Raw genomic sequence first — 20,561 nt, forward strand, 5'->3', positions numbered from 1 at the left:
CCCCAAGGCTGGGAAGCTTCCTACGACGTGCGACAAGCTATTCAGAATGATAATGATTGTCAAATACGAAACGTAATTAGTATCTATATCTTTCAGGTCTAAGGCCATCGTGTGACAGCGTTCACCTTTGGCCCCGCCTGCCACTGCGTAATCCCCGCTAATTTCTGCCTGCGCCCATCCGTTCCCCTGTGTACATCTTCGATCGCCCTTTGCTGTCCGCACACGTTCGCGGTGCAGCCGGCGCGCCCCAACAGACACTGGCAGGAACCCCCATGACGGACGCCTTCGAACTCCCGCTCTCGCTGGTCCAGGCACTTGCGCAACGCGCCACGCAGACCCCGGACAAGATCGCCCTGCGCTTTCTGGCCGACGCCCCCGGCGAGCAGGCTGTGCTCAGCTACCGGGGCCTCGACCAGCGTGCACGCACCATCGCCACTGCGTTACAGGCCCGTGCCAGCTTCGGCGACCGTGCGGTGCTGTTGTTCCCCAGTGGTCCGGACTACGTGGCGGCGTTCTTCGGTTGCCTGTATGCCGGGGTGATCGCGGTACCGGCTTACCCGCCAGAATCCGCGCGCCAGCACCATCAGGAGCGTTTGCTGTCGATCATCGACGATGCCGAGCCGCGCCTGCTGCTGACCGTCGCGGCGTTGCATGACGGCCTGCAAGGCTTGCCAGCGCTGGCGGCGCACAACGGGCCTGAGCTGCTGGCAGTGGACAGCCTGGACCCGGCGCTGGCCGCAAACTGGCGCGAGCCCGTGCTCAAAGGTGATGACATCGCCTTCCTGCAATACACCTCGGGCTCCACCGCGCTGCCCAAGGGTGTACAAGTCAGCCACAGCAACCTGGTGGCCAACGAGCAGTTGATCCGCTGTGGTTTCGGCATCGACCTCAACCCCGACGACGTGATCGTCAGCTGGCTGCCGCTGTACCACGACATGGGGCTGATTGGCGGTCTGCTGCAGCCGATCTTCAGCGGCGTGCCGTGCGTGCTGATGTCGCCGGGTTACTTCCTGGCCCGGCCGCAGCGCTGGTTGCAGGCCATCAGCGAATATGGCGGCACCATCAGCGGTGGCCCCGACTTTGCCTACCGTCTGTGCAGCGAGCGGGTCAGCGAGGCCTCGCTGGCCGGGCTCGACCTGAGCCGCTGGCGCGTGGCCTATTCTGGCTCCGAGCCGATTCGCCAGGACAGCCTGGCAACCTTTGCCGACAAGTTCCAGGCCAGCGGCTTCGACCCGCAGAGTTTCTTCGCCAGCTACGGCCTGGCCGAAGCCACCCTGTTCGTCAGTGGCAGCCGCCGTGGCCAGGGCATCGACGCGCTGGAGCTGGACGCCGAAGCCTTCGCCGCTAACCGCGCCGAGCCGGGCAAAGGCAGCGTGCTGATGAGCTGCGGCTACCCGCAGCCCGGTCACGCGGTACGTGTCGTGGAGCCGCAGCACTTGCAGGTGCTGGGCGACAACCAGGTCGGCGAAATCTGGGCGGCTGGCCCGAGCATCGCCCGGGGTTACTGGCGCAACCCCGAAGCCAGCGCACGCACCTTCGTTGAAATGGACGGCCAGACCTGGCTGCGCACCGGCGACCTGGGCTTCATGCGCAACGGTGAAGTGTTCGTCACCGGGCGCCTGAAAGACATGCTGATCGTGCGCGGGCAGAACCTGTACCCGCAGGACCTGGAAAAAACCCTCGAACGTGAAGTTCAAGTGCTGCGCAAAGGCCGTGTGGCCGTGTTTGCCGTCGAGCAGCAGGGCGAGGAGGGCATCGGCGTGGCGGTGGAGATCAGCCGCAACGTGCAAAAGGCAATCGAACCCCAGGCGCTGATCAAGACCCTGCGCCAGGTGATCGCCGACGCTTGCCGCCAGGCGCCGGCCGTGGTCCTGCTGCTGAACCCGGGCGCGTTGCCCAAGACCTCCAGTGGCAAGCTGCAACGTTCGGCCTGTCGCCTGCGTATGGACGATGGCAGCCTGGACTGCTACGCCCGCTTCCCTGATGTGAGCGAAACGGCTGCAAGCGCGGCTGCCGGCAATGAGCTCCAGGCACAGATCGCCGCAGTGTGGCGGGACATTCTCAAAGTAGAGGCGGTTGCGGCAGACGACCACTTCCTGCTGCTGGGCGGCAACTCCATCGCCGCCACCCAGGCCACCGCACGGCTGGCCGATGAGCTGGGTATCAACCTGGGCCTGCGCACCCTGTTCGAAGCGCCGGTACTGGCCGATTACAGCAGCGCTGTGGCGTCGATCATGGCCGACGGCGCTGCTGGCACTGCCACCATTGCACCGCTGGAGCGCACCCAGGCCTTGCCCCAGTCGTTGGCGCAAAACCGCTTGTGGCTGATGTGGCAGTTGCAGCCACAATCGGCTGCCTACAACATCCCCGCCGGCCTGCAGCTGCGCGGCGAGCTGGACGAAAGCGCCCTGCAAGCCGCCTTCCAGGCGCTGGTGGCGCGCCACGAATCCCTGCGCACCGTATTCAGCGAAGAAAACGGCCAGCCCCTGCAACGCATTGTGGCGCAACAGCCGTTCAGCCTGCGCCGCCTGGACCTCGAAGGCCAAACGCTGGAGCAGGTCAGCGCCCAGCGGGAAGCCGAGGCCCGTCAGCCGTTCGACCTCACTCAGGGCCCCTTGCTGCGGGTGACCCTGGCACGCCTGGACGACGAAGATCATCAGTTATGGGTGACCCTGCACCACATCGTCGCGGATGGCTGGTCGCTGAATATCCTGCTGGATGAATTCGCCAAACTTTACGCAGCCCGCTGTCAGGGCCTGGAGGCCAACCTGGCGCCGCTGGGCCTGGGCTATGCCGACTACGGCACCTGGCAGCGTCAATGGCTGGCCGCCGGTGAAGCCGAACGCCAACTGCAGTACTGGAAGGCGCAGTTGGGCGGTGACCTGCCGGTGCTGGACCTGTGCACCGACCACCCCCGCGCCAGCCAGCGCGAGCACAGTGCTGCCCGGTTCAACCTCAAGGTACCGGCCACGCTTGCCGAAGCACTCAAGGGCCTGGCCCGCGAACAGCAGGCCAGCCTGTTCATGGTCCTGCTGGCCGGCTGGCAGGCGCTGCTGCACCGCTACAGCGGCCAGGCCGACATCCGTGTCGGTGTGCCCAACGCCAACCGCCCGCGCCTGGAAGCCCAAGGCATGGTCGGCTTTTTCATCAATACCCAGGTACTGCGTGCACAGCTCGATGGTCGCCTGCCATTCACGCAGTTGCTGGCCCAGGTGCGCCAGGCCACCCTTGCGGCGCAGGCTAACCAGGACTTGCCGTTCGAACAGCTGGTCGAAGCCCTGCCGCAAGCCCGTGAGCAAGGCTTGTTCCAGGTCATGTTCAACCACCAGCAACGCGACCTGTCGGCCCTGCGCCGCCTGCCGGGGCTGCTGGCCGAGGAGTTGCCATGGCACAGCCGCGAAGCCAAGTTCGACCTGCAGTTGCACAGTGAAGAAGACCACCAGGGCCGCCTGAGCCTGGCCTTCGACTATGCTGCGGAGCTGTTCGAAGCCAGCACCGTCAAACGCCTGGCTCATCACCTGCTGGCGCTGCTGGAACAGGTGTGCGCCGCGCCGCAGCGGGCGCTGGGCGAGGTGCAATTGCTGGACGAGCCTGCCCGTGCGCAATTGCTGGGCTGGGGCCGGGCACCGGCTACCGCGCCGCCAGGCCTGCTGGTCGAACAGCTCAACGAACAGGCCCGCCTGACCCCGCAACGCACCGCGCTGGCCTGGGACGGCGGCAGCCTCGACTACGCCGAACTGCACCAGCAGGCCAACCGCCTGGCCCACTACCTGCGCGACAAAGGCGTCGGCCCCGACACCTGCGTCGCCATCGCCATCGAGCGTTCGCCACAGTTGCTGGTCGGCCTGCTGGCCATCCTCAAGGCCGGCGGCGCTTACGTGCCGCTGGACGTCGACTACCCGGCCGAACGCCTTGCCTACATGCTGGCCGACTGCAATGCCGGGCTGCTGCTGAGCCACAGCAGCCTGCTGGGCAAGCTGCCACAGGTCGACGGCGTCAGCGCCATTGCCCTCGACCAGTTGCACCTGGACAGCTGGCCCAGCCACGCGCCTGGCCTGCACCTGCACGGCGATAACCTGGCCTACGTGATCTACACCTCCGGCTCCACCGGCCAGCCCAAGGGCGTGGGCAATACCCATGCGGCGCTGGCCGAGCGCTTGCAGTGGATGCAGGCGACCTATGCGCTGGATGACAGCGACGTGCTGATGCAGAAGGCGCCGATCAGCTTCGACGTGTCGGTGTGGGAATGCTTCTGGCCGCTGGTCACCGGCTGCAAGCTGGTGCTCGCCGGCCCCGGCGAACACCGCGACCCGCAGCGCATCGCCGCGCTGGTGCAGGCCCATGGCGTGACTACGCTGCACTTCGTGCCGCCGCTGTTGCAGGTGTTCGTCCAGGAGCCGCAGGCGGGTGCCTGCAGCAGCCTGCGCCGGGTGTTCTCCGGTGGCGAAGCATTGCCCGCCGCGCTGCGTGACCGCGTGCTGCAGGTGCTGCCGCAGGTGCAGCTGCACAACCGCTACGGCCCGACCGAAACCGCCATCAACGTCACCCACTGGCACTGCCAGGTGGCGGACGGCGAGCGCTCGCCAATCGGTCGCCCGCTGGGCAATGTGCTGTGCCGCGTGCTGGACGATGAGCTTGAACTGACTGCCCCCGGCGTGTCGGGCGAGCTGTACCTCGGTGGCGCTGGCCTGGCCCGTGGCTACCTGGGCCGTCCCGGTCTTACCGCCGAGCGCTTCGTGCCCCAGGCCGACGGCCACGGCGAGCGCTTGTACCGCAGTGGTGACCGCGCGCGCTGGCAGCTGCAGCTACAGGCCCTGGAATACCTCGGTCGCCTCGACCAGCAGGTAAAGGTGCGTGGTTTCCGCGTCGAGCCTGAGGAAGTACAGGCCTGCCTGTTGGCACAGCCGGGTGTGGAACAGGCGCTGGTGCTGATCCATAAGGACGCCGTTGGTGCGCAACTGGTGGGTTACTACAGTGGCAGTGCGCAGCCAGCCGAACTCCTGGCCGTGCTGGCTGAGCAACTGCCCGCGTACATGGTGCCGGCGCAGCTCATCCCGTTGGCACAGCTGCCGCTGAGCCCCAGCGGCAAGGTCGACCGCAAGGCGCTGCCGGCCCCGGTGTGGCAGCAACGCGAACATGTCGAGCCCCACACCGAGTTGCAACAACAGGTCGCCGCCATCTGGCGCGAAGTGCTGAACCGGCCGCGTGTCGGCCTGCATGACGACTTCTTCGCCTTGGGCGGGCACTCGCTGCTGGCCACCCAGATCGTCTCGCGCAGCCGCCAGGCCTGCGATGTCGAGCTGCCGCTCAAGGCGCTGTTCGAAGCCAGCGAACTGGGCGCCTTCTGTGCCGAGATTGCACGTATCCGCGCGGCCGGCGAGCGCAACCTGCAAGGCGCAATCGCCCGGGTCGACCGCCGTCAGGCGGTGCCGCTGTCGTACTCGCAGCAGCGTATGTGGTTCCTCTGGCAAATGGAGCCGGACAGCCCGGCGTACAACGTCGGCGGCATGGCACGCCTGCGCGGCACCCTGCACGTGGACGCCTTCGAGCGTGCGTTGCAGGCGCTGATCGTGCGTCACGAAACCCTGCGTACAACCTTCCCCAGCATCGACGGCGTACCGTATCAGTGCGTGGCCGAAGACAGCGGCCTGCACCTCGCCTGGCAAGACCTGAGCGCCTTGCCCGGCGCGGCCCGCCAGCAACATCTGCAACAACTGGCCGACGACCAGGCGCACCAGCCGTTCGACCTGGAGCGCGGCCCGCTGCTGCGCGCCTGCCTGGTCAAGGCTGACGAGCGCGAGCATTTCTTCGTGCTCACCCTGCACCACATCGTCACCGAAGGCTGGGCCATGGACATTTTCGCCCGCGAGCTAGGCGAACTGTACGAAGCCTTTGTCGATGACCGCGAGTCGCCGCTGGCGCCGCTGCCGGTGCAATACCTGGACTACAGCGTATGGCAACGGCAATGGCTGGAAAGCGGCGAGGGCGCTCGTCAACTGGCCTACTGGAAGGACCGCCTGGGTGACGAGCACCCGGTGCTGGCGTTGCCTGCCGACCGCCCGCGTCCGGCAGTACAGAGCCACCGCGGCGAGCTGTACCGCTTTGAACTCGACCCGGCGCTGGTCGCCCGCGTGCACGCCTTCAACAGCCAGCGCGGCCTGACCCTGTTCATGACCATGACCGCCACCCTGGCTGCCTTGCTGCACCGTTATAGCGGCCAGCGTGACCTGCGCATCGGCGCGCCGGTGGCGAACCGCATCCGCCCGGAAAGCGAAGGCCTGATCGGCGCCTTCCTCAATACCCAGGTGCTACGTTGCGAGCTGGACGGCCAGATGACCGCCAACGCGCTGCTGGAGCAGATGCGCCAGGCCGCCATCGAAGGGCAGTCGCACCAGGACCTGCCGTTCGATCAGTTGGTCGAAGCGTTGCAACCGCCGCGCAGCAGCGCGTATAACCCGCTGTTCCAGGTGATGTGCAACGTGCAGCGCTGGGCCTTCCAGCAAAGCCGCACGTTGGCCGGCATGCAGGTGGATTACCTGGTCAACGATGCCAGTGCCACCAAGTTCGACCTGTACCTGGAGGTCACCGACCTCGACGGCCGCCTGGGTTGCTGCCTGACTTACAGCCGCGACCTGTTCGACGAACCGCGCATAGCGCGCATGGCCGAGCACTGGCAGCACCTGCTGGTCGGCTTGCTGGACAACCCGCAGCAGCGCCTGTGCGAGCTGCCGATGCTGAGCGGTGCGGAGCAGCAGGTGCTGGCGGGTCAGTTGCAGGGCGAGCACGACTTCGACCTCGACCAGACCCTGCACGGCCTGTTCGCCGCCCAGGCGGCGCGCACACCACAGGCTGGCGCGCTGACCTTCGCTGGCCAGCACATGACTTACGCTGAACTCGATCAGCGGGCCAACCGCCTGGCCCGCGCCCTGCGCGAGCGTGGCGTCGGCCCGCAGGTGCGTGTGGGCCTGGCGCTGGAGCGCTCGCTGGAAATGGTCGTCGGCCTGCTGGCCATCCTCAAGGCCGGCGGAGCCTACGTGCCGCTCGACCCCGAGTACCCGCTCGACCGCTTGCGCTACATGATCGAAGACAGCCGCATCGGCCTGCTGCTCAGCCAGCGTGAGCTGTTGCAAACCCTGGGCGAGCTGCCTGAGGGCGTGGCCCGCTGGAGCCTGGAGGACGATGCCGCCAGCCTGTCGGCCTACAGCGATGCGCCGCTGGACAACCTCAGCCTGCCGCAGCATCAGGCGTACCTGATCTACACCTCCGGCTCCACCGGCAAGCCCAAGGGCGTGGTGGTCAGCCATGGCGAATTTGCCATGCACTGCCAAGCGGTCATCGCCGCGTTCGGCATGCGCAGCGATGATTGCGAGCTGCATTTCTATTCGATCAACTTCGACGCTGCCAGCGAGCGCCTGTGGGTGCCGTTGCTGTGCGGTGCCCGCGTGGTGCTGCGCGCCCAGGGGCAGTGGGGCGCCGAGGACATCTGCCAGCTGGTGCGCGAGCAGCAGGTGAGCATTTTGGGCTTTACCCCCAGCTACGGTAGCCAGCTGGCGCAATACCTGGGCGGGCAGGGCGAGCAACTGCCGGTGCGCCTGGTGATCACCGGTGGCGAAGCGCTGACCGGCGAGCACCTGCAGCGTATTCGCCAGGCCTTTGCGCCGCAGCAGTGCTTCAACGCCTACGGCCCGACCGAAACCGCTGTCATGCCGCTGGCCTGCCTGGCGCCAGACGAGTTGCCAGCGGACCTTGGCAGCGTACCGATCGGCCGCGTCATCGGTAGCCGCACGGCCTATATCCTCGACGACGACCTTGCCCTGTTGCCGCAAGGCGGCATTGGCGAACTGTACGTTGGCGGCGCCGGCCTGGCTCAGGGGTATCACGACCGCCCGGGCCTCAGCGCCGAGCGCTTCGTCGCCGACCCGTTCAGCATCGAAGGTGGCCGCTTGTATCGCACTGGCGACCTGGTGCGCCTGGGCACTGACGGCCTGGTCGAGTACGTCGGCCGTGCCGACCAGCAGGTGAAGGTTCGCGGCTTCCGTATTGAACTGGGTGAAATCGAGAGCCGCTTGCAGGCGCACGCCGATGTCGACGAGGCCGTGGTGCTGGCCCTCGACCTGCCGGGCGGCAAGCAGTTGGTGGGTTACCTGGTGTGCAAGCAGGCCAACGCGGGTAGCGAGGCGCAAAACCTGCTGCGTGAAGCGGTGAAAGCCGATGCCCGCCAGCACCTGCCGGACTACATGGTGCCTGCGCACCTGGTACTGCTCGACAGCCTGCCGCTGATGGGTAACGGCAAGCTCGACCGCCGTGCGCTGCCGCTGCCGGACCTGGAACAAGCGCGTCAGCACTACCAGGCACCTGGCAACGAGGTGGAAAGGCAGTTGGCGCAGATCTGGCGCGATGTGCTCAACGTTGCCCAGGTCGGTGTACAGGACAACTTCTTCGAACTGGGCGGCGATTCGATCCTGTCCATCCAGGTGGTCAGCCGGGCCCGTCAGGCCGGGTTGCAATTCACCCCGCGCGACCTGTTCCAGCACCAGACCATCCAGACCCTGGCGGCTGTCGTTCAGCACAGCGAAACCGCGAGCACGGTGGAACAGGGGCTGCGCCAGGGCCAGGCCGGGCTGACACCGATTCAGCATTGGTTCTTCGACAGTGAAGTACCCCAGCCACAGCACTGGAACCAGGCCGTGTTGCTGGAGGCGCGCCAACCGCTGGATGAGGCGGTACTGGCGCAGGCCTTGGCGCTGCTGGTGCAGAACCACGACAGCCTGCGCCTGCGCTTCAGCCAGGCCCATGGCCGCTGGCAGGCCGAATACGCCCAGCCTGATGCCAGGCCATTGCTGTGGACCGCCACCGTTGCCGATTTCGCTGATTGTCAGGCGCTGTACACCGACCTGCAGCGCAGCCTCGACCTGCAACAGGGCCCACTGCTGCGCGCCTTGCTGGTGGGTGACGGGCAGGGCAGCCAGCGCCTGTTGCTGGCGATCCATCACCTGGTGGTCGATGGCGTGTCCTGGCGGGTGCTGCTGGAGGACCTGCAGGCGCTTTACCGCGGCCAGCCACTGCCGGCCAAGACCCATGCCATGGGCGATTGGGCTGCGCGTCTGGCCAGCTACGCCGGCAGCGATTCGTTGCGTGACGAGCTGAGCTGGTGGCAAGGCCAGCTGGGCGGCGTGCGTCGCGAGCTACCGTGTGATCACCCGCAGGGCGGCAACTTGCACCGCCATGCGCAGACCCTGGCCATCGGCCTGGACGTGGAGCAGACCCGGCAACTGCTGCAACAGGCCCCGGCGGCTTACCACACCCAGGTCAACGACCTGCTGCTGACTGCACTGGCGCGTGCGTTGAGCCGGTGGAGCGGCGATGAAGAAGTGCTGGTACAGCTTGAAGGCCATGGCCGTGACGGGTTGTTCGAAGACATGGACCTGACCCGCAGCGTTGGCTGGTTCACCAACGCCTATCCCCTCAGCTTGCGCCCGCTGGCAGGCGAAGGCGACGTGGCGCTGGCCGGCTCGATCAAGCGTATCAAGGAGCAACTGCGCCAGGTGCCGCACAAGGGGCTGGGCTATGGCGTACTGCGCTACCTGGCCGACACGGCCGGGCGCGAGCAGATGGCGGCCTTGCCGCAGGCGCGTATCACCTTCAACTACCTGGGCCAGTTCGACCAGCAGTTCGACAGCGCGGCGCTGTTCCAGCCCCTGGAAGCACCGGCCGGCCTGGCGCATGACCTCGATGCACCACTGCCTAACTGGCTGAGCGTCGATGGCCAGGTATATGGGGGGGCCTTGCAGCTGCGCTGGACCTTCAGCCTCGAGCGCTATGACCCGCAAACCATCGCCCGCCTGGCCGAGGCCAATCGCCAGGAACTGCTGGCGCTGGTCGCGCATTGCCTGGCCGATGGCAACACCAGCTTCACCCCGTCGGACTTCCCACTGGCGCATCTCACTCAGGAGCAGATCGACGCGTTGCCGGTACCCGCTGCGCAGATCGAGGACGTCTACCCACTGACGCCGATGCAGGAAGGCATGCTGCTGCACACCCTGCTGGAGCCAGGCACCGGCCTCTACTACATGCAGGACCGCTACCGCATCAACAGCGCGCTGGACCCTGAACGTTTTGCCCAGGCCTGGCAGGCCGTGGTGGCACGTCACGAAGCGTTGCGGGCATCGTTCAGCTGGAACAGCGGCGAGGCGATGCTGCAGATAATCCACAAACCGGGCAACCTGGCGGTGGACTACCAGGACTGGCGCGGCCTTGCTGACGAGGCCCAGGAGCAGCGCCTGCAGGCCCTGCACAAGCAGGAGCGCGAGGCCGGTTTTGCCCTGCTCAGCGAAGCACCGTTCCACTTGCGCCTGGTGCGTGTGGCCGACGAGCGCTACTGGTTCATGATGAGCAACCACCACATCCTTATCGATGCCTGGTGCCGCTCGCTGCTGATGAACGACTTCTTTGAGGTTTACCAGGCCCTCGGCGAAGGCCGCCAGGCCCAGTTGCCGGTGCCGCCGCGTTACCGCGATTACATCGGCTGGTTGCAGCGCCAGGGCCTGGAGGATGCGCGCGCCTGGTGGCAGGCCAACCTGGCCGGCTTCGAACGCGCCACCGCCATCCCCAGCGACCGCCCGCTGCGGCATGACCACGCTGGCAGCGGCATGGTCGTCGGCGACTGCTACACCCGCCTGGCGGTGAGTGACGGCGTGCGCCTGCGCGAACTGGCCCAGGCCCACCAGCTTACCGTCAACACCTTCGCCCAGGCGGCCTGGGCCTTGGTGCTGGCACGCTACAGCGGCGACCGCGATGTCGCCTTTGGCGTGACCGTGGCCGGGCGCCCGGTCAGCATGCCGCAGATGCAGCGCACCGTCGGCCTGTTCATCAACAGCGTTGCCTTGCGTGTGCAGTTGCCCGCATCCGCTGAGCGTTGCAGTGTGCGCCAGTGGCTGCAGGGCCTGCTGCAAAGCAACATGGAACTGCGCGAGTACGAATACCTGCCGCTGGTGGCGATCCAGGAGTGCAGCGACCTGCCCAAGGGCCAGCCGCTGTTCGACAGCCTGTTCGTGTTCGAGAACGCGCCGGTGGAAACCGCCGTGCTCGACCACGCCCAGCACCTGAACGCCAGCTCCGACTCGGGCCGTACCCATACCAACTTCCCGTTGACGGCGGTGTGCTACCCGGGCGACGACTTGGGCCTGCACCTGTCGTTCGACCAACGGTACTTCGACTACCCGACCGTCGAGCGCCTGCTGGCGGAGTTCAAGCGCCTGCTACTGGCGCTGGTACAAGGCTTTGAAGGGGAGGTGAGCGAGCTACCGTTGTTGGGTGCCGAGGAGCAGCGTTTCCTGCTGGACGACTGCAACCGGACCGAGCGGTCCTATCCGCTGGAGCAGAGCTACATCGCACAGTTCGAAGCACAAGTGGCCGCACATCCGCAGCGCACTGTGGCCCGCTGCCTGGAGGCGTCCTATGACTACGCCGGGCTGAACCTGGCAGCCAACCGCCTGGGCCATGCCCTGGTGGCTGCCGGGGTCGGCGTGGATCAGCCGGTGGCGCTGCTGGCCGAGCGCGGGTTGCCGCTGCTGGGCATGATCGTTGGCAGCTTCAAGGCCGGCGCGGGCTACCTGCCGCTGGACCCGGGCCTGCCGGCGGCGCGCCTGCAAAGCATCATCCAGCTCAGCCGTACGCCAGTGCTGGTGTGCAGCGCCGCTTGTGCCGAGCAGGGGCGGCAGTTGCTGGGCGAGCTGGCGGTTGCACTGCGGCCGCAATTGCTGGTCTGGGAAGACATCCAGGCCAGCCAGATCGCAAGCCACAACCTGGGCATCCACAGTGGCCCGGACAACCTCGCCTATGTGATCTACACCTCAGGGTCGACCGGCCTGCCGAAAGGGGTGATGGTCGAGCAGCGCGGCATGCTCAACAACCAACTGAGCAAGGTGCCGTACCTGGCCCTGAGCGAGCATGACGTGATCGCCCAGACCGCATCGCAAAGCTTCGATATTTCGGTGTGGCAGTTCCTTGCCGCGCCGCTGTTCGGCGCCAAGGTCGAGGTCGTGCCGAACGCCATCGCCCATGATCCGCAGGGCCTGCTGGCGCATGTGCAGGCCACCGGCATCACCGTGCTGGAAAGCGTGCCGTCGCTGATCCAGGGTATGCTGGCCAACGACCATCAGGCCCTCGACGGCCTGCGCTGGATGCTGCCGACCGGCGAGGCCATGCCACCGGAACTGGCGGCGCAGTGGCTGCAGCGTTACCCGCAGATCGGGCTGGTCAACGCCTACGGGCCGGCAGAGTGCTCGGATGACGTGGCGTTCTTCCGCGTCGATGCCGCGTCGACCCAAGGCAGCTACTTGCCGATCGGCACTCCGACCGACAACAACCGCCTGTACCTGTTCGGCGAAGAGCAGGCACTGGTGCCGCTGGGCGCGGTGGGCGAGCTGTGCGTGGCTGGCACGGGTGTTGGTCGTGGCTATGTCGGTGACCCGGCGCGCACGGCAATGGCGTTCATGCCTCACCCTTACGGGCTACCTGGAGAGCGGCTGTACCGGACCGGTGACCTCGCACGGCAGCGCCCGGACGGTGTGCTGGAGTACGTCGGGCGCATCGACCACCAGGTGAAGATCCGTGGTTACCGCATCGAGCTTGGCGAGATCGAAGCCCGCCTGCACGAACAGGCCGAGATTCGCGATGCTGCAGTGGGCGTGCAGGAAGGCGTCAACGGCAAACATCTGGTCGGTTACCTGGTGGCACACCAGGGTATCGCCGCCGATGGCGCATTGCTGGAGCAGATCAAGCAGCGCCTGCGGGCTGGGTTGCCAGAGTACATGGTGCCGCTGCACTGGGGTTGGTTCGACAGCCTGCCGCACAACGCCAACGGCAAACTCGACCGCAAGGCCCTGCCGGCCATCGACATCGGCGGCCAGCACAGCCAGGCCTATCAGGCGCCGCGCAACGAGCTGGAGGAAGTGCTGGCGGGCATTTGGGCCGATGTGCTCAAGGCCGAGCGGGTGGGGGTACACGACAACTTCTTCGAGCTGGGCGGGCATTCGCTGCTGGCCACGCAGATCGCTTCGCGGGTGCAGAAGCAATTGCAGTTGAACGTGCCATTGAGGGCGATGTTCGAGTGCAGCACGGTGGAGGAGCTGGCCGAGTATGTGCAGGGGTTGCAGGGCAGTGCGCTGGATGACGACAAGGTTGACCGGCTTAGTGACCTGATGGCCGAGCTTGAGGGGCTGTAGGATTAGGGTTCGCCCTAGGTTTTGCGGGGCGGCGGAAATCGAGCGCCGCCCGCGCGGCGCTTCGCGGGGCAAGCCCGCTCCCACATTTGTTTCGGGCCAATCACTCCTGAGTCATTGGCGCGCGCCCCCTGTTCGTCCCATTGGATATCGAAGGGTGAGCATTCGCTCCTCTTCCATTTCCAGCCATGCGCCAAGGGTGCGCGCGCGGAAGGCACAGGCGAAATTGGCCCGAAACAGATGTGGGAGCGGGCTTGCCCCGCGAAGCGCCGCGCGGGCGGCGCTCGATCTCCGCCCCAGTGCAAAACTCAAGACATCCGCTAGCGTTTACCCAGTATATTGCCAAGCATTTCTGGCCGCGGTGCCCCTTGCTGGCTTTGCAGATTGCCCTGTTCATCCTGATAGAAAATCGCCGGAGTCGCCTGCAACCCCATCTCTTCCATCAATGCCATGTTGGCTGCCAGCTTCTGCTGCACCGCCTCAGGCACCTGCTCCAGTGCCTTCAGCGTGCTGGCCTTGCCGGCTTTTTCATGCTGTTGCAGTGCCTTGGCCGGGTCTTTCGCAGCCAGCAGCGCCGCCGATTTACCCGGGCTGTCCTCGCGGATGATGCCGACCATGATATGGCGCAATTGCACCTTGCCCGACTCCACCCACGGCCGCGCCTGTTCCCAGAACATGTTGCAATAAGGGCAGTTCGGGTCGCTGAACAGGTACACCTTGCGCGGTGCATCGGCCTTGCCGTCGGCGATCCAGGCGGTTTTCTCCAGCTTCGCCCAGATTGCTTTGCTCATCGGTGCATACACCAGCTTTTCCAACGGCTCGGCGCTAAGGTCCTTGCCTTGTTCGTCGAACAGGCTGCCGACTACTACGTGCTTGCCGTCAGGGGTCAGGTACAGGGCCAGGGCGTTGTTCTGGTACTCGGCGGCGTAGCCGCGCAGGCCGTCAGGCGCGTTGAAGCTGCCTTTGATCACGGCGCCCTTGGCTTGCAGTTGCTGAACCGCCTTGGGCAGCTCTTCGGCCTGCAGGGGCGGGGCGGCCAGCAGGGCCAGGGACAGGGGCAGCAGTGCAGTCAGTCGCATGTCAGTTTCCTTGTGCGGCAGGGGCGGGCGCAGTGGCCCGGTCGAAAGGTTCCAGGGCGTGGCGCAGGCTGGCCCGGGACAGCTCGCCCAGGTGGCTGCCGATCAGCCGCCCGTCGGCGTCATAGAACAAGGTCGTGGGCAGGGCCATGGAACCGACCCGTTGGGCCAGCAGGCCGGTGCCGTCGAACAGCACGTGGGTCAGGCTCAGGCCGGTAGTGGCGAGGAAGGTGCTGACGTTTTCCGGGGTCTCGCCCTGATTGACGAACAGGAAGGTCACATGCGGGTATTCGCCTTGCGCCTGTTGCAGCACCGGCATCTCGCGCCGGCAAGGCGGGCACCAGGTGGCCCAGATGTTGATTACCAATGGCTTGCCGCGGTAGCTGTGCAGCGCCACCGGCTGGCCGCCAGCGTTGCGCAGGCTCAGTCCGGGCAGCTCGGTACCTTTGCTGTACAAATGTCCGCCGAAGCTGGCCAGGCCCCAGAACAGCGCGCCGCTGAACAGCGCCCAGCCCAGCGGGCGGCGCAGGCCTGGGTGGCGCCAGCCCTGCCACAGGGCACCAAAGACGATGCCGACAAGGCCCGTCCAGAGCAGGAACCCGCCATCGCGGATGTCGATCATTTGCAACGGCTCATCGCGGTACATCGGCCAGTAGGCCAGCACGAAGCCGGCACGGGCGCACAGCAGGCCGATCAGGAACAGGTTGAACAGCGCCGATTCCGGGCTTTCGCCGCCACGCCGGGCGACCCACCAGCCGACCACGCTGGCGATCACCAGGGCGGTGAGCATCAACAGGTGGTTAAGGGCCATCGTCAGTGGCCCGAGGGTTACGGTCAGCATCAGCCTTGGCTCCTGGTCTGGGCCCAGTGTTGCTGGAACGCGGCGGCATCCACCTCACCGGTAATGCGCCGCGCGCGGCGTTCGTCGCCTTCCGGGCCGATCCAGATGATGCTGGGCGGGCCGGGTACCTGGTAGCGCTGCAGCAAGGCTTTGCTGGCTGGGCTGTCGGCGGTCACGTCCAGGCGCAGCAGGTGCACCCCGGCCAGGCCGGCCTGCACGTCGCTGCGGGCGAACACCTGTTTTTCCATGACCTTGCACGACACGCACCAGTCGGCATAGTAGTCGAGCATCACCCACTGGCCACGAGCCTTGGCCGCATCCAGTTCACGTTGCAGGTCTTCGGGGCGGCTGACCGTGACGAAGCTGTCTTCGGCATGCTGGCCAGCGACTGGCGCGCCACCACCACCGGTGAACGGGCGCAGCGGCTGCCACAGGTCATCGCCACCGGCTGCGGCGCCTACCAGCAACAGGCCGCCCCACAGGGCGCCCAGCAACGGTACGGCGCGCAACGCTGGCAGGCGCTGCAGGGCCGGCCAGGTGGCCCAGGCCAGGGCGATCAGCCAGGCGCCGCTCAGGGCCAGCAGCAGCGTGGCGGGCAACAGGCTGCGCACGGTATACAGCGCCATGGCCAGGAACACGAAGCCGAACACGCCCTTGACCCGGTCCATCCAGGCGCCTGGGCGCGGCAGGTAACGGTTGCCCAGGGTTACCAGCAACAGCAGCGGTACGCCCATGCCCAGGCCGAGGCTGAACAGCACCAGCGCGCCCTGCAGCACGTCGCCGCTCTGGGCGATGTACAGCAGCGCGCCGGCCAATGGCGCAGTCATGCACGGGCCCAGCAGCAGGCCGGACAACGCCCCGAGCAGCGCCGCGCCATACAGGTTGCCGCCACGGGTGCCTTGCCCGGCGCGGTCAAGGCGGTCCCGCACGGCGGCGGGCAGTTGCAGCTCGAAGGCGCCAAACATGGGCAGGGCCAGCAGCACGAACAGCCCCGCGAGGCTGCCCAGCAGCCAGGGTTGCTGCAGCCAGGCCTGCAGGCTGGCACCCAGCAGCGCGGCAACCACGCCCAGGGCGGCGTACACCAGTGCCATGCTCAGCACATACACCCCGGCCAGCAGCCAGCCGCGTCGGGCGCTGGCGCCATTGCCCAGTACCAGCCCGGCAAGGATCGGCAGCATCGGGAGCGAGCAGGGGGTAAACGCCAGCAACAGGCCCAGGCCGAAGAACGCCAGCAGGCTCCAGGCCAGGTGGCCCTGTTGCAGGCCACTGGCCAGGGCCTGGTCGCTGGCTTGCTCGGCGGCTGGGGCCACACTGCCGCCCAGCTCGATCAGGGTGGTCTGCGGTGGATAGCACAGGCCGGCGTCGGCGCAGCCTTGCCAGCCCAGGCGCAACTGGCCTTGGGCATTGGCCGGCAGCAGCAGTTCGAGCTGGTCGCGGTACACCGCGCTGTCACCAAAGAATTCGTCATGGTGGTTGAGCGCCGGCGGCAACTGCGGGTGCTGCTCGGCAGGCAGGCCGTCGAATTTCAAGCGCTTCTGGTACAGGTAGTAGCCCGGCTTGATCTGGAAATACAGGCGCATCTGGCCATCGGCCTGGCGGTCGTGGGTGAGCACGAAGGCCTGGTCGACCGGCAGGAAGTCCGGTTTTACATCGAACGGGTTGGCCTGCAACGGCCCGGCCAGAAGCAGTGTGAGGAAGAGCAGGAGGACGCGCATGTCTTCGCCTTGGCAGATCTAGGAATGGGGCCATGCTGGCTGGGGTTGATTAAAGGAAGGTTAACTCTGGTTTTTGGGCAGATGCTTGTCGGGGGATTCTTGGCGCCTGGGAGATCGAGCGCCGCCCGCGCGGCGCTCGATCTCCCAGGCGCCAAGAATCCCCCGGCAAACACCTGACAGCCCACCCCCAATCCCCCCATCACCCCAGACACACCGCGACATATTGTCGGCTTGACTTTGCCTATCCCCACTCACTTGCTGTAAAGTTGACGCACAAGTCAGCTTTCCCCGCTAGCACTAGAATCAAAAATAGGGCAGGCCCCCCACTGCCCAGAGGATCAAGCATGTCCAACCGTGATATTTCCAGGCGCGCCTTCTTGCAAGGCGGGCTGATAGCTGGTGTCGGTGTGACCATGGCGCCACTCGGCAGCCAGGCGTTCGCCGCACTGATGGAGGACCGCGTCACCACCTCGCCGCAGAAGTGGATGAACCATGACGGCAAGGCGCGTTTCCGTAACGATGCCTTGTCCAAGGTGTGTGGCGACAAGGTGTTCGCCCGCGATATCCGCGCCAAGGACATGCCTGGCTGGCCAACGCAGCAAGGCCACGCGCTGCTGCTCAAGGCCACCAAGGCCGACCGTATCTATGCCGGGCATGACCTTAGCCTGCTCGGAAGCGAGTTGCAGCCGGACCGCATCGTTACCGCTGCCGACCTTGAGAAAGACGGTCTCGCCTGGCCCGAGGCCCATTCGCCCGACCCGCTGCTGCCGCCCGGCAAGGTGCCGATGTTCATTGGCCACCCGGTGGCAATCCTGATCTGGCACGACTTCGAGCGCTTCCGCCAGGCCAAACGCAAGCTGCAGTTCAACGAACAGGCGATCCGTTACGGCGCCCAGGCACCGCTGTACCAGCGCGACCCTTACGGCAGCTTCCGCTTCGTGCGCGTCGGCGGTGCCACGCCGTTCGACGACGATGAATTCTCGAGCCTGAAGAATTCCATGCTGTTCCCGACCATTCTCAACCGCAAGCCGGTGTGGTCGAAACAGCCCAACCAGCATGGCGACCTGACCGAGCAGGGGCTGTTCTACGCCAAGCGCATGGCCGAGCAACTGGACAACCCGCCCGAGGACTGGCTGGTGTTCGACGAGCGCTACAAAACGCCGTCCATCGAACCCGCCGCGCTGGAGCCGGACAACGGCAATGGCTGGTACGACCCGGCCAGCGGCACGCTGCACTTCGTGGTCGCCACCCAGTGCCCGTTCGAAGTGGCGCAGGAATGCGTGCACATGATCAAGCCGTCGCGTTTCGCCCTGAACACGCTGAACATGCACCCGGGTTACACCGTGGGCTATGGCTCCAAAGACAACAACATCTTCGTCTTCTACGCCGCCGTGGCTGCGCTGTATGGCGCCGGCGTGCCGATCCGCCTGGCCAACGACCGTTACGAGCAGTTCCAGAGTGGCATCAAGCGCCATGCCTTCGATATCCGCTACCAGTTGGCCGTGGACAAAAAGGACAACAGCTTCAAGATCTTCCGCGCCGACATGAGCTGCGACGGCGGCGGGCGCATCAACTACAGCCCGTCGGTAGCTGCGGTGGGGGCTACGGCAGCGCAGTCGATCTATTACATGCCGCAGAACGACCTGTCGGTCACCGCCTACCATTCTCGCGGTGTCGAGGCCGGCTCCATGCGCGGCTACGGCACCTTGCAGAGCATGGCGGCCACCGAGATGATGGTCGATGAAATTGCCGGCCGCCTGGGCGTCGATGCCATCGACCTGCGCCGTGCCAACGCGCTGAAATCGGGCATGAAAAACACCCAGGGCGCGGTGCCGGCGGGCGCGCTGCGTCTGTACGAGATTCTCGACAAGGCCGCCGTGCATGAAGGGTGGCGCAACCGCGATACGCGCAAGCAGCAGATGGACGCGCAGGACCAGGACCACTGGTACGGCGTGGGCTTTGCAATTTGCCAGAAGGACTTCGGCACCGGCTCCGAGGCGCCGATGGCCAGCATCGAGTTCAGCCGCGAGGGCCGCATCAGCCTGCGCCACATCGGCACCGAGCTGGGCACCGGCATGTCTACCTCGCAGGCCCTGGTGGTCAGCGATTTCCTTGGCCGCTCGGCTGACGAGGTCAGGACTGCGGTCACCGAATGGCCAGAGCTGCAACTGAGCACCAGTGGCAACCCGTACCTGATCAGCCAGCCCGAGCAGGATGCCGCGCTGCGCAACCCGCGCTGGGTGGGCAAGCTGGCGTCGCCATCGTCGGCGACCAACTCGGCCTTCTACTTCAGCCATGCCACCCGCGAAGCGGCGCGCGTGCTGTTCAACCACGGCCTGTGGCCGGCGGCCATGGCCATCTGGAGCCAGGGCCCGCATGGCGGCCAGGCCAACCCGCTGGTGGTGCGCCGCGAGAACGCGGTGTGGGTCAATGGTGAGCTGACCGGTAACGGCCTGCAGCCGATCCCGTTCGCCCAGCTGGCACAGAAGGCCCACGACATGGGCCTGGTCACCGGCGCCAGTGTGCACGGTTTCAACCGTTGGAGCTGGGCCGAGGCTGACTTCGTCATCGACGGCGTGCGCGAGCGCTTCCCGCTCGACGCCGTGGCGGTGAAGTACGGCGATGGCGCAGTGAGCGCCAAGAAGGCGCAGATGAGCAGCCACGGTTACCACCTGCTCGACCGGCAGAACGCAGCCTACCCCGATACCCAGCTGAACAACGCCATGGTCACCTACTACAGCCCGGTGGCAACCCTCGTTGAAGTCAAGGTCAACAAGGGCACCCATGAAGTGCAAGTGCTCAACCATCACAGCTGGGTCGAGTGCGGCCGGGTGCTGGTACCGGAGCTGGTCAAGGGCCAGCTAGAAGGCGGTATCGCCATGGGCATCGGCCACGCGCTGACCGAAGAAATGCCGTTGTACGAGGGTGGGCCCGGGGAGGGCGACTGGAACTTCAACCGCTACCGCCTGCCGCATGCGCGCGACGTGGCGGTGTGGCAGCAGACCAGCGAAATTCTCCCGCCGCTGTCACCGACCGACCCGTCCAAGGGCATCGCCGAAGTGGTGATGATCCCGGTCGTGGGGGCCATCGGCAATGCCGTTGCCCATGCCATCGGCAAGCGCGTGCGCGATCTCCCTATCACCCCAGCCCGTATCAAGGAGGCCCTCAATGGCTAACCGTCCACTGCAACTGACCCTCAACGGTCAACCGGTCGGCCCGGTCGAGGTCCCCGCTGACCTGGCGATGATCGACTACCTGCACGAACACCAGAACCTCACCGGCTCGCGCCTGGGCTGTGGCCAAGGCATCTGCCACGCCTGCGTGGTGATCGTCGACAACCCCGACGGCACCAGCGAGGAAGTGCGCACCTGCATCACCGGCGCCCACTATTTCGAGGGCAAGAAGGTGCGCACCATCGAGGGCCACGCCAAACCGGACGAGGCCGGCAACCTGACGCTGAACCCGATCCAGCAGAAGTTCGTTGACCTGTTCGCCTTCCAGTGCAGCTACTGCGCGCCGGGGTTCGTCAACGCTGCTACCGTGCTGGTGGAAACGGCCCAGCGCCAGCCGTTGAAGAAGAGCGAAGTGGAAGACCGCATCGAGGCCAGCCTCGGGCACCACATCTGCCGCTGCACCGGCTACGTGCGTTATTACGACGCTACCCGCAAGGTGCTCAACGATCTCGGCCTGGTCAAGGAGGGTTGAG

Annotated in this window: 6 protein-coding genes; 3 read left to right on the forward strand and 3 right to left on the reverse strand. The window is 66.2% G+C overall.

The genetic code is table 11. From position 1 onward, the window contains the following. Positions 1-272 precede the first annotated feature (272 nt). On the forward strand, positions 273-13,226 hold the full coding sequence (locus tag CKW35_RS22730; protein ID WP_095116939.1) for a non-ribosomal peptide synthetase: 12,954 nt from the start codon (positions 273-275) through the stop codon (positions 13,224-13,226). 317 nt (positions 13,227-13,543) lie between these two features. Here the strand turns inward: CKW35_RS22730 and dsbG are convergent, their stop codons facing one another. From dsbG to dsbD, 3 genes are read right to left on the reverse strand one after another with little or no spacing between them, the layout of a single operon-like run. Further along, positions 13,544-14,302, reverse strand: coding sequence for a thiol:disulfide interchange protein DsbG (dsbG, locus tag CKW35_RS22735; protein ID WP_023048273.1), 759 nt, complete (start codon positions 14,300-14,302; stop codon positions 13,544-13,546). A gap of 1 nt (position 14,303) precedes the next feature. Continuing rightward, positions 14,304-15,140, reverse strand: a complete 837-nt coding sequence (locus tag CKW35_RS22740) for a TlpA disulfide reductase family protein (RefSeq protein ID WP_095116941.1) — start codon at positions 15,138-15,140, stop codon at positions 14,304-14,306. Further along, on the reverse strand, positions 15,140-16,855 hold the full coding sequence (gene dsbD, locus CKW35_RS22745; RefSeq protein ID WP_095116943.1) for a protein-disulfide reductase DsbD: 1,716 nt from the start codon (positions 16,853-16,855) through the stop codon (positions 15,140-15,142). The genes CKW35_RS22740 and dsbD overlap by 1 nt, the downstream gene beginning before the upstream one ends. A gap of 344 nt (positions 16,856-17,199) precedes the next feature. Here dsbD and CKW35_RS22750 point away from each other — a divergent pair, with 344 nt between their 5' ends. Continuing rightward, positions 17,200-20,031 (forward strand): xanthine dehydrogenase family protein molybdopterin-binding subunit, encoded by a 2,832-nt coding sequence (locus CKW35_RS22750; RefSeq protein WP_016488320.1) that lies wholly within the window; start codon positions 17,200-17,202, stop codon positions 20,029-20,031. Further along, a complete protein-coding gene (locus tag CKW35_RS22755) occupies positions 20,024-20,560 on the forward strand; it encodes a (2Fe-2S)-binding protein (protein WP_016488319.1) in 537 nt (178 codons plus the stop codon). Before CKW35_RS22750 ends, CKW35_RS22755 begins: the two co-directional genes overlap by 8 nt. The last annotated feature ends 1 nt before the right edge of the window (position 20,561 follow it).

The organism is Pseudomonas sp. Irchel 3F3 (assembly GCF_900187545.1).
Taxonomy (GTDB): domain Bacteria; phylum Pseudomonadota; class Gammaproteobacteria; order Pseudomonadales; family Pseudomonadaceae; genus Aquipseudomonas; species Aquipseudomonas fortuita.

Bases quoted from the DNA above. Each gene is read 5' to 3' on its own strand.
- CKW35_RS22730 (WP_095116939.1), top strand. From the start codon at position 273: ATGACGGACGCCTTCGAACTCCCGCTCTCGCTGGTCCAGGCACTTGCG.
- dsbG (WP_023048273.1), bottom strand. From the start codon at position 14,302: ATGCGACTGACTGCACTGCTGCCCCTGTCCCTGGCCCTGCTGGCCGCC.
- CKW35_RS22740 (WP_095116941.1), bottom strand. From the start codon at position 15,140: ATGCTGACCGTAACCCTCGGGCCACTGACGATGGCCCTTAACCACCTG.
- dsbD (WP_095116943.1), bottom strand. From the start codon at position 16,855: ATGCGCGTCCTCCTGCTCTTCCTCACACTGCTTCTGGCCGGGCCGTTG.
- CKW35_RS22750 (WP_016488320.1), top strand. From the start codon at position 17,200: ATGTCCAACCGTGATATTTCCAGGCGCGCCTTCTTGCAAGGCGGGCTG.
- CKW35_RS22755 (WP_016488319.1), top strand. From the start codon at position 20,024: ATGGCTAACCGTCCACTGCAACTGACCCTCAACGGTCAACCGGTCGGC.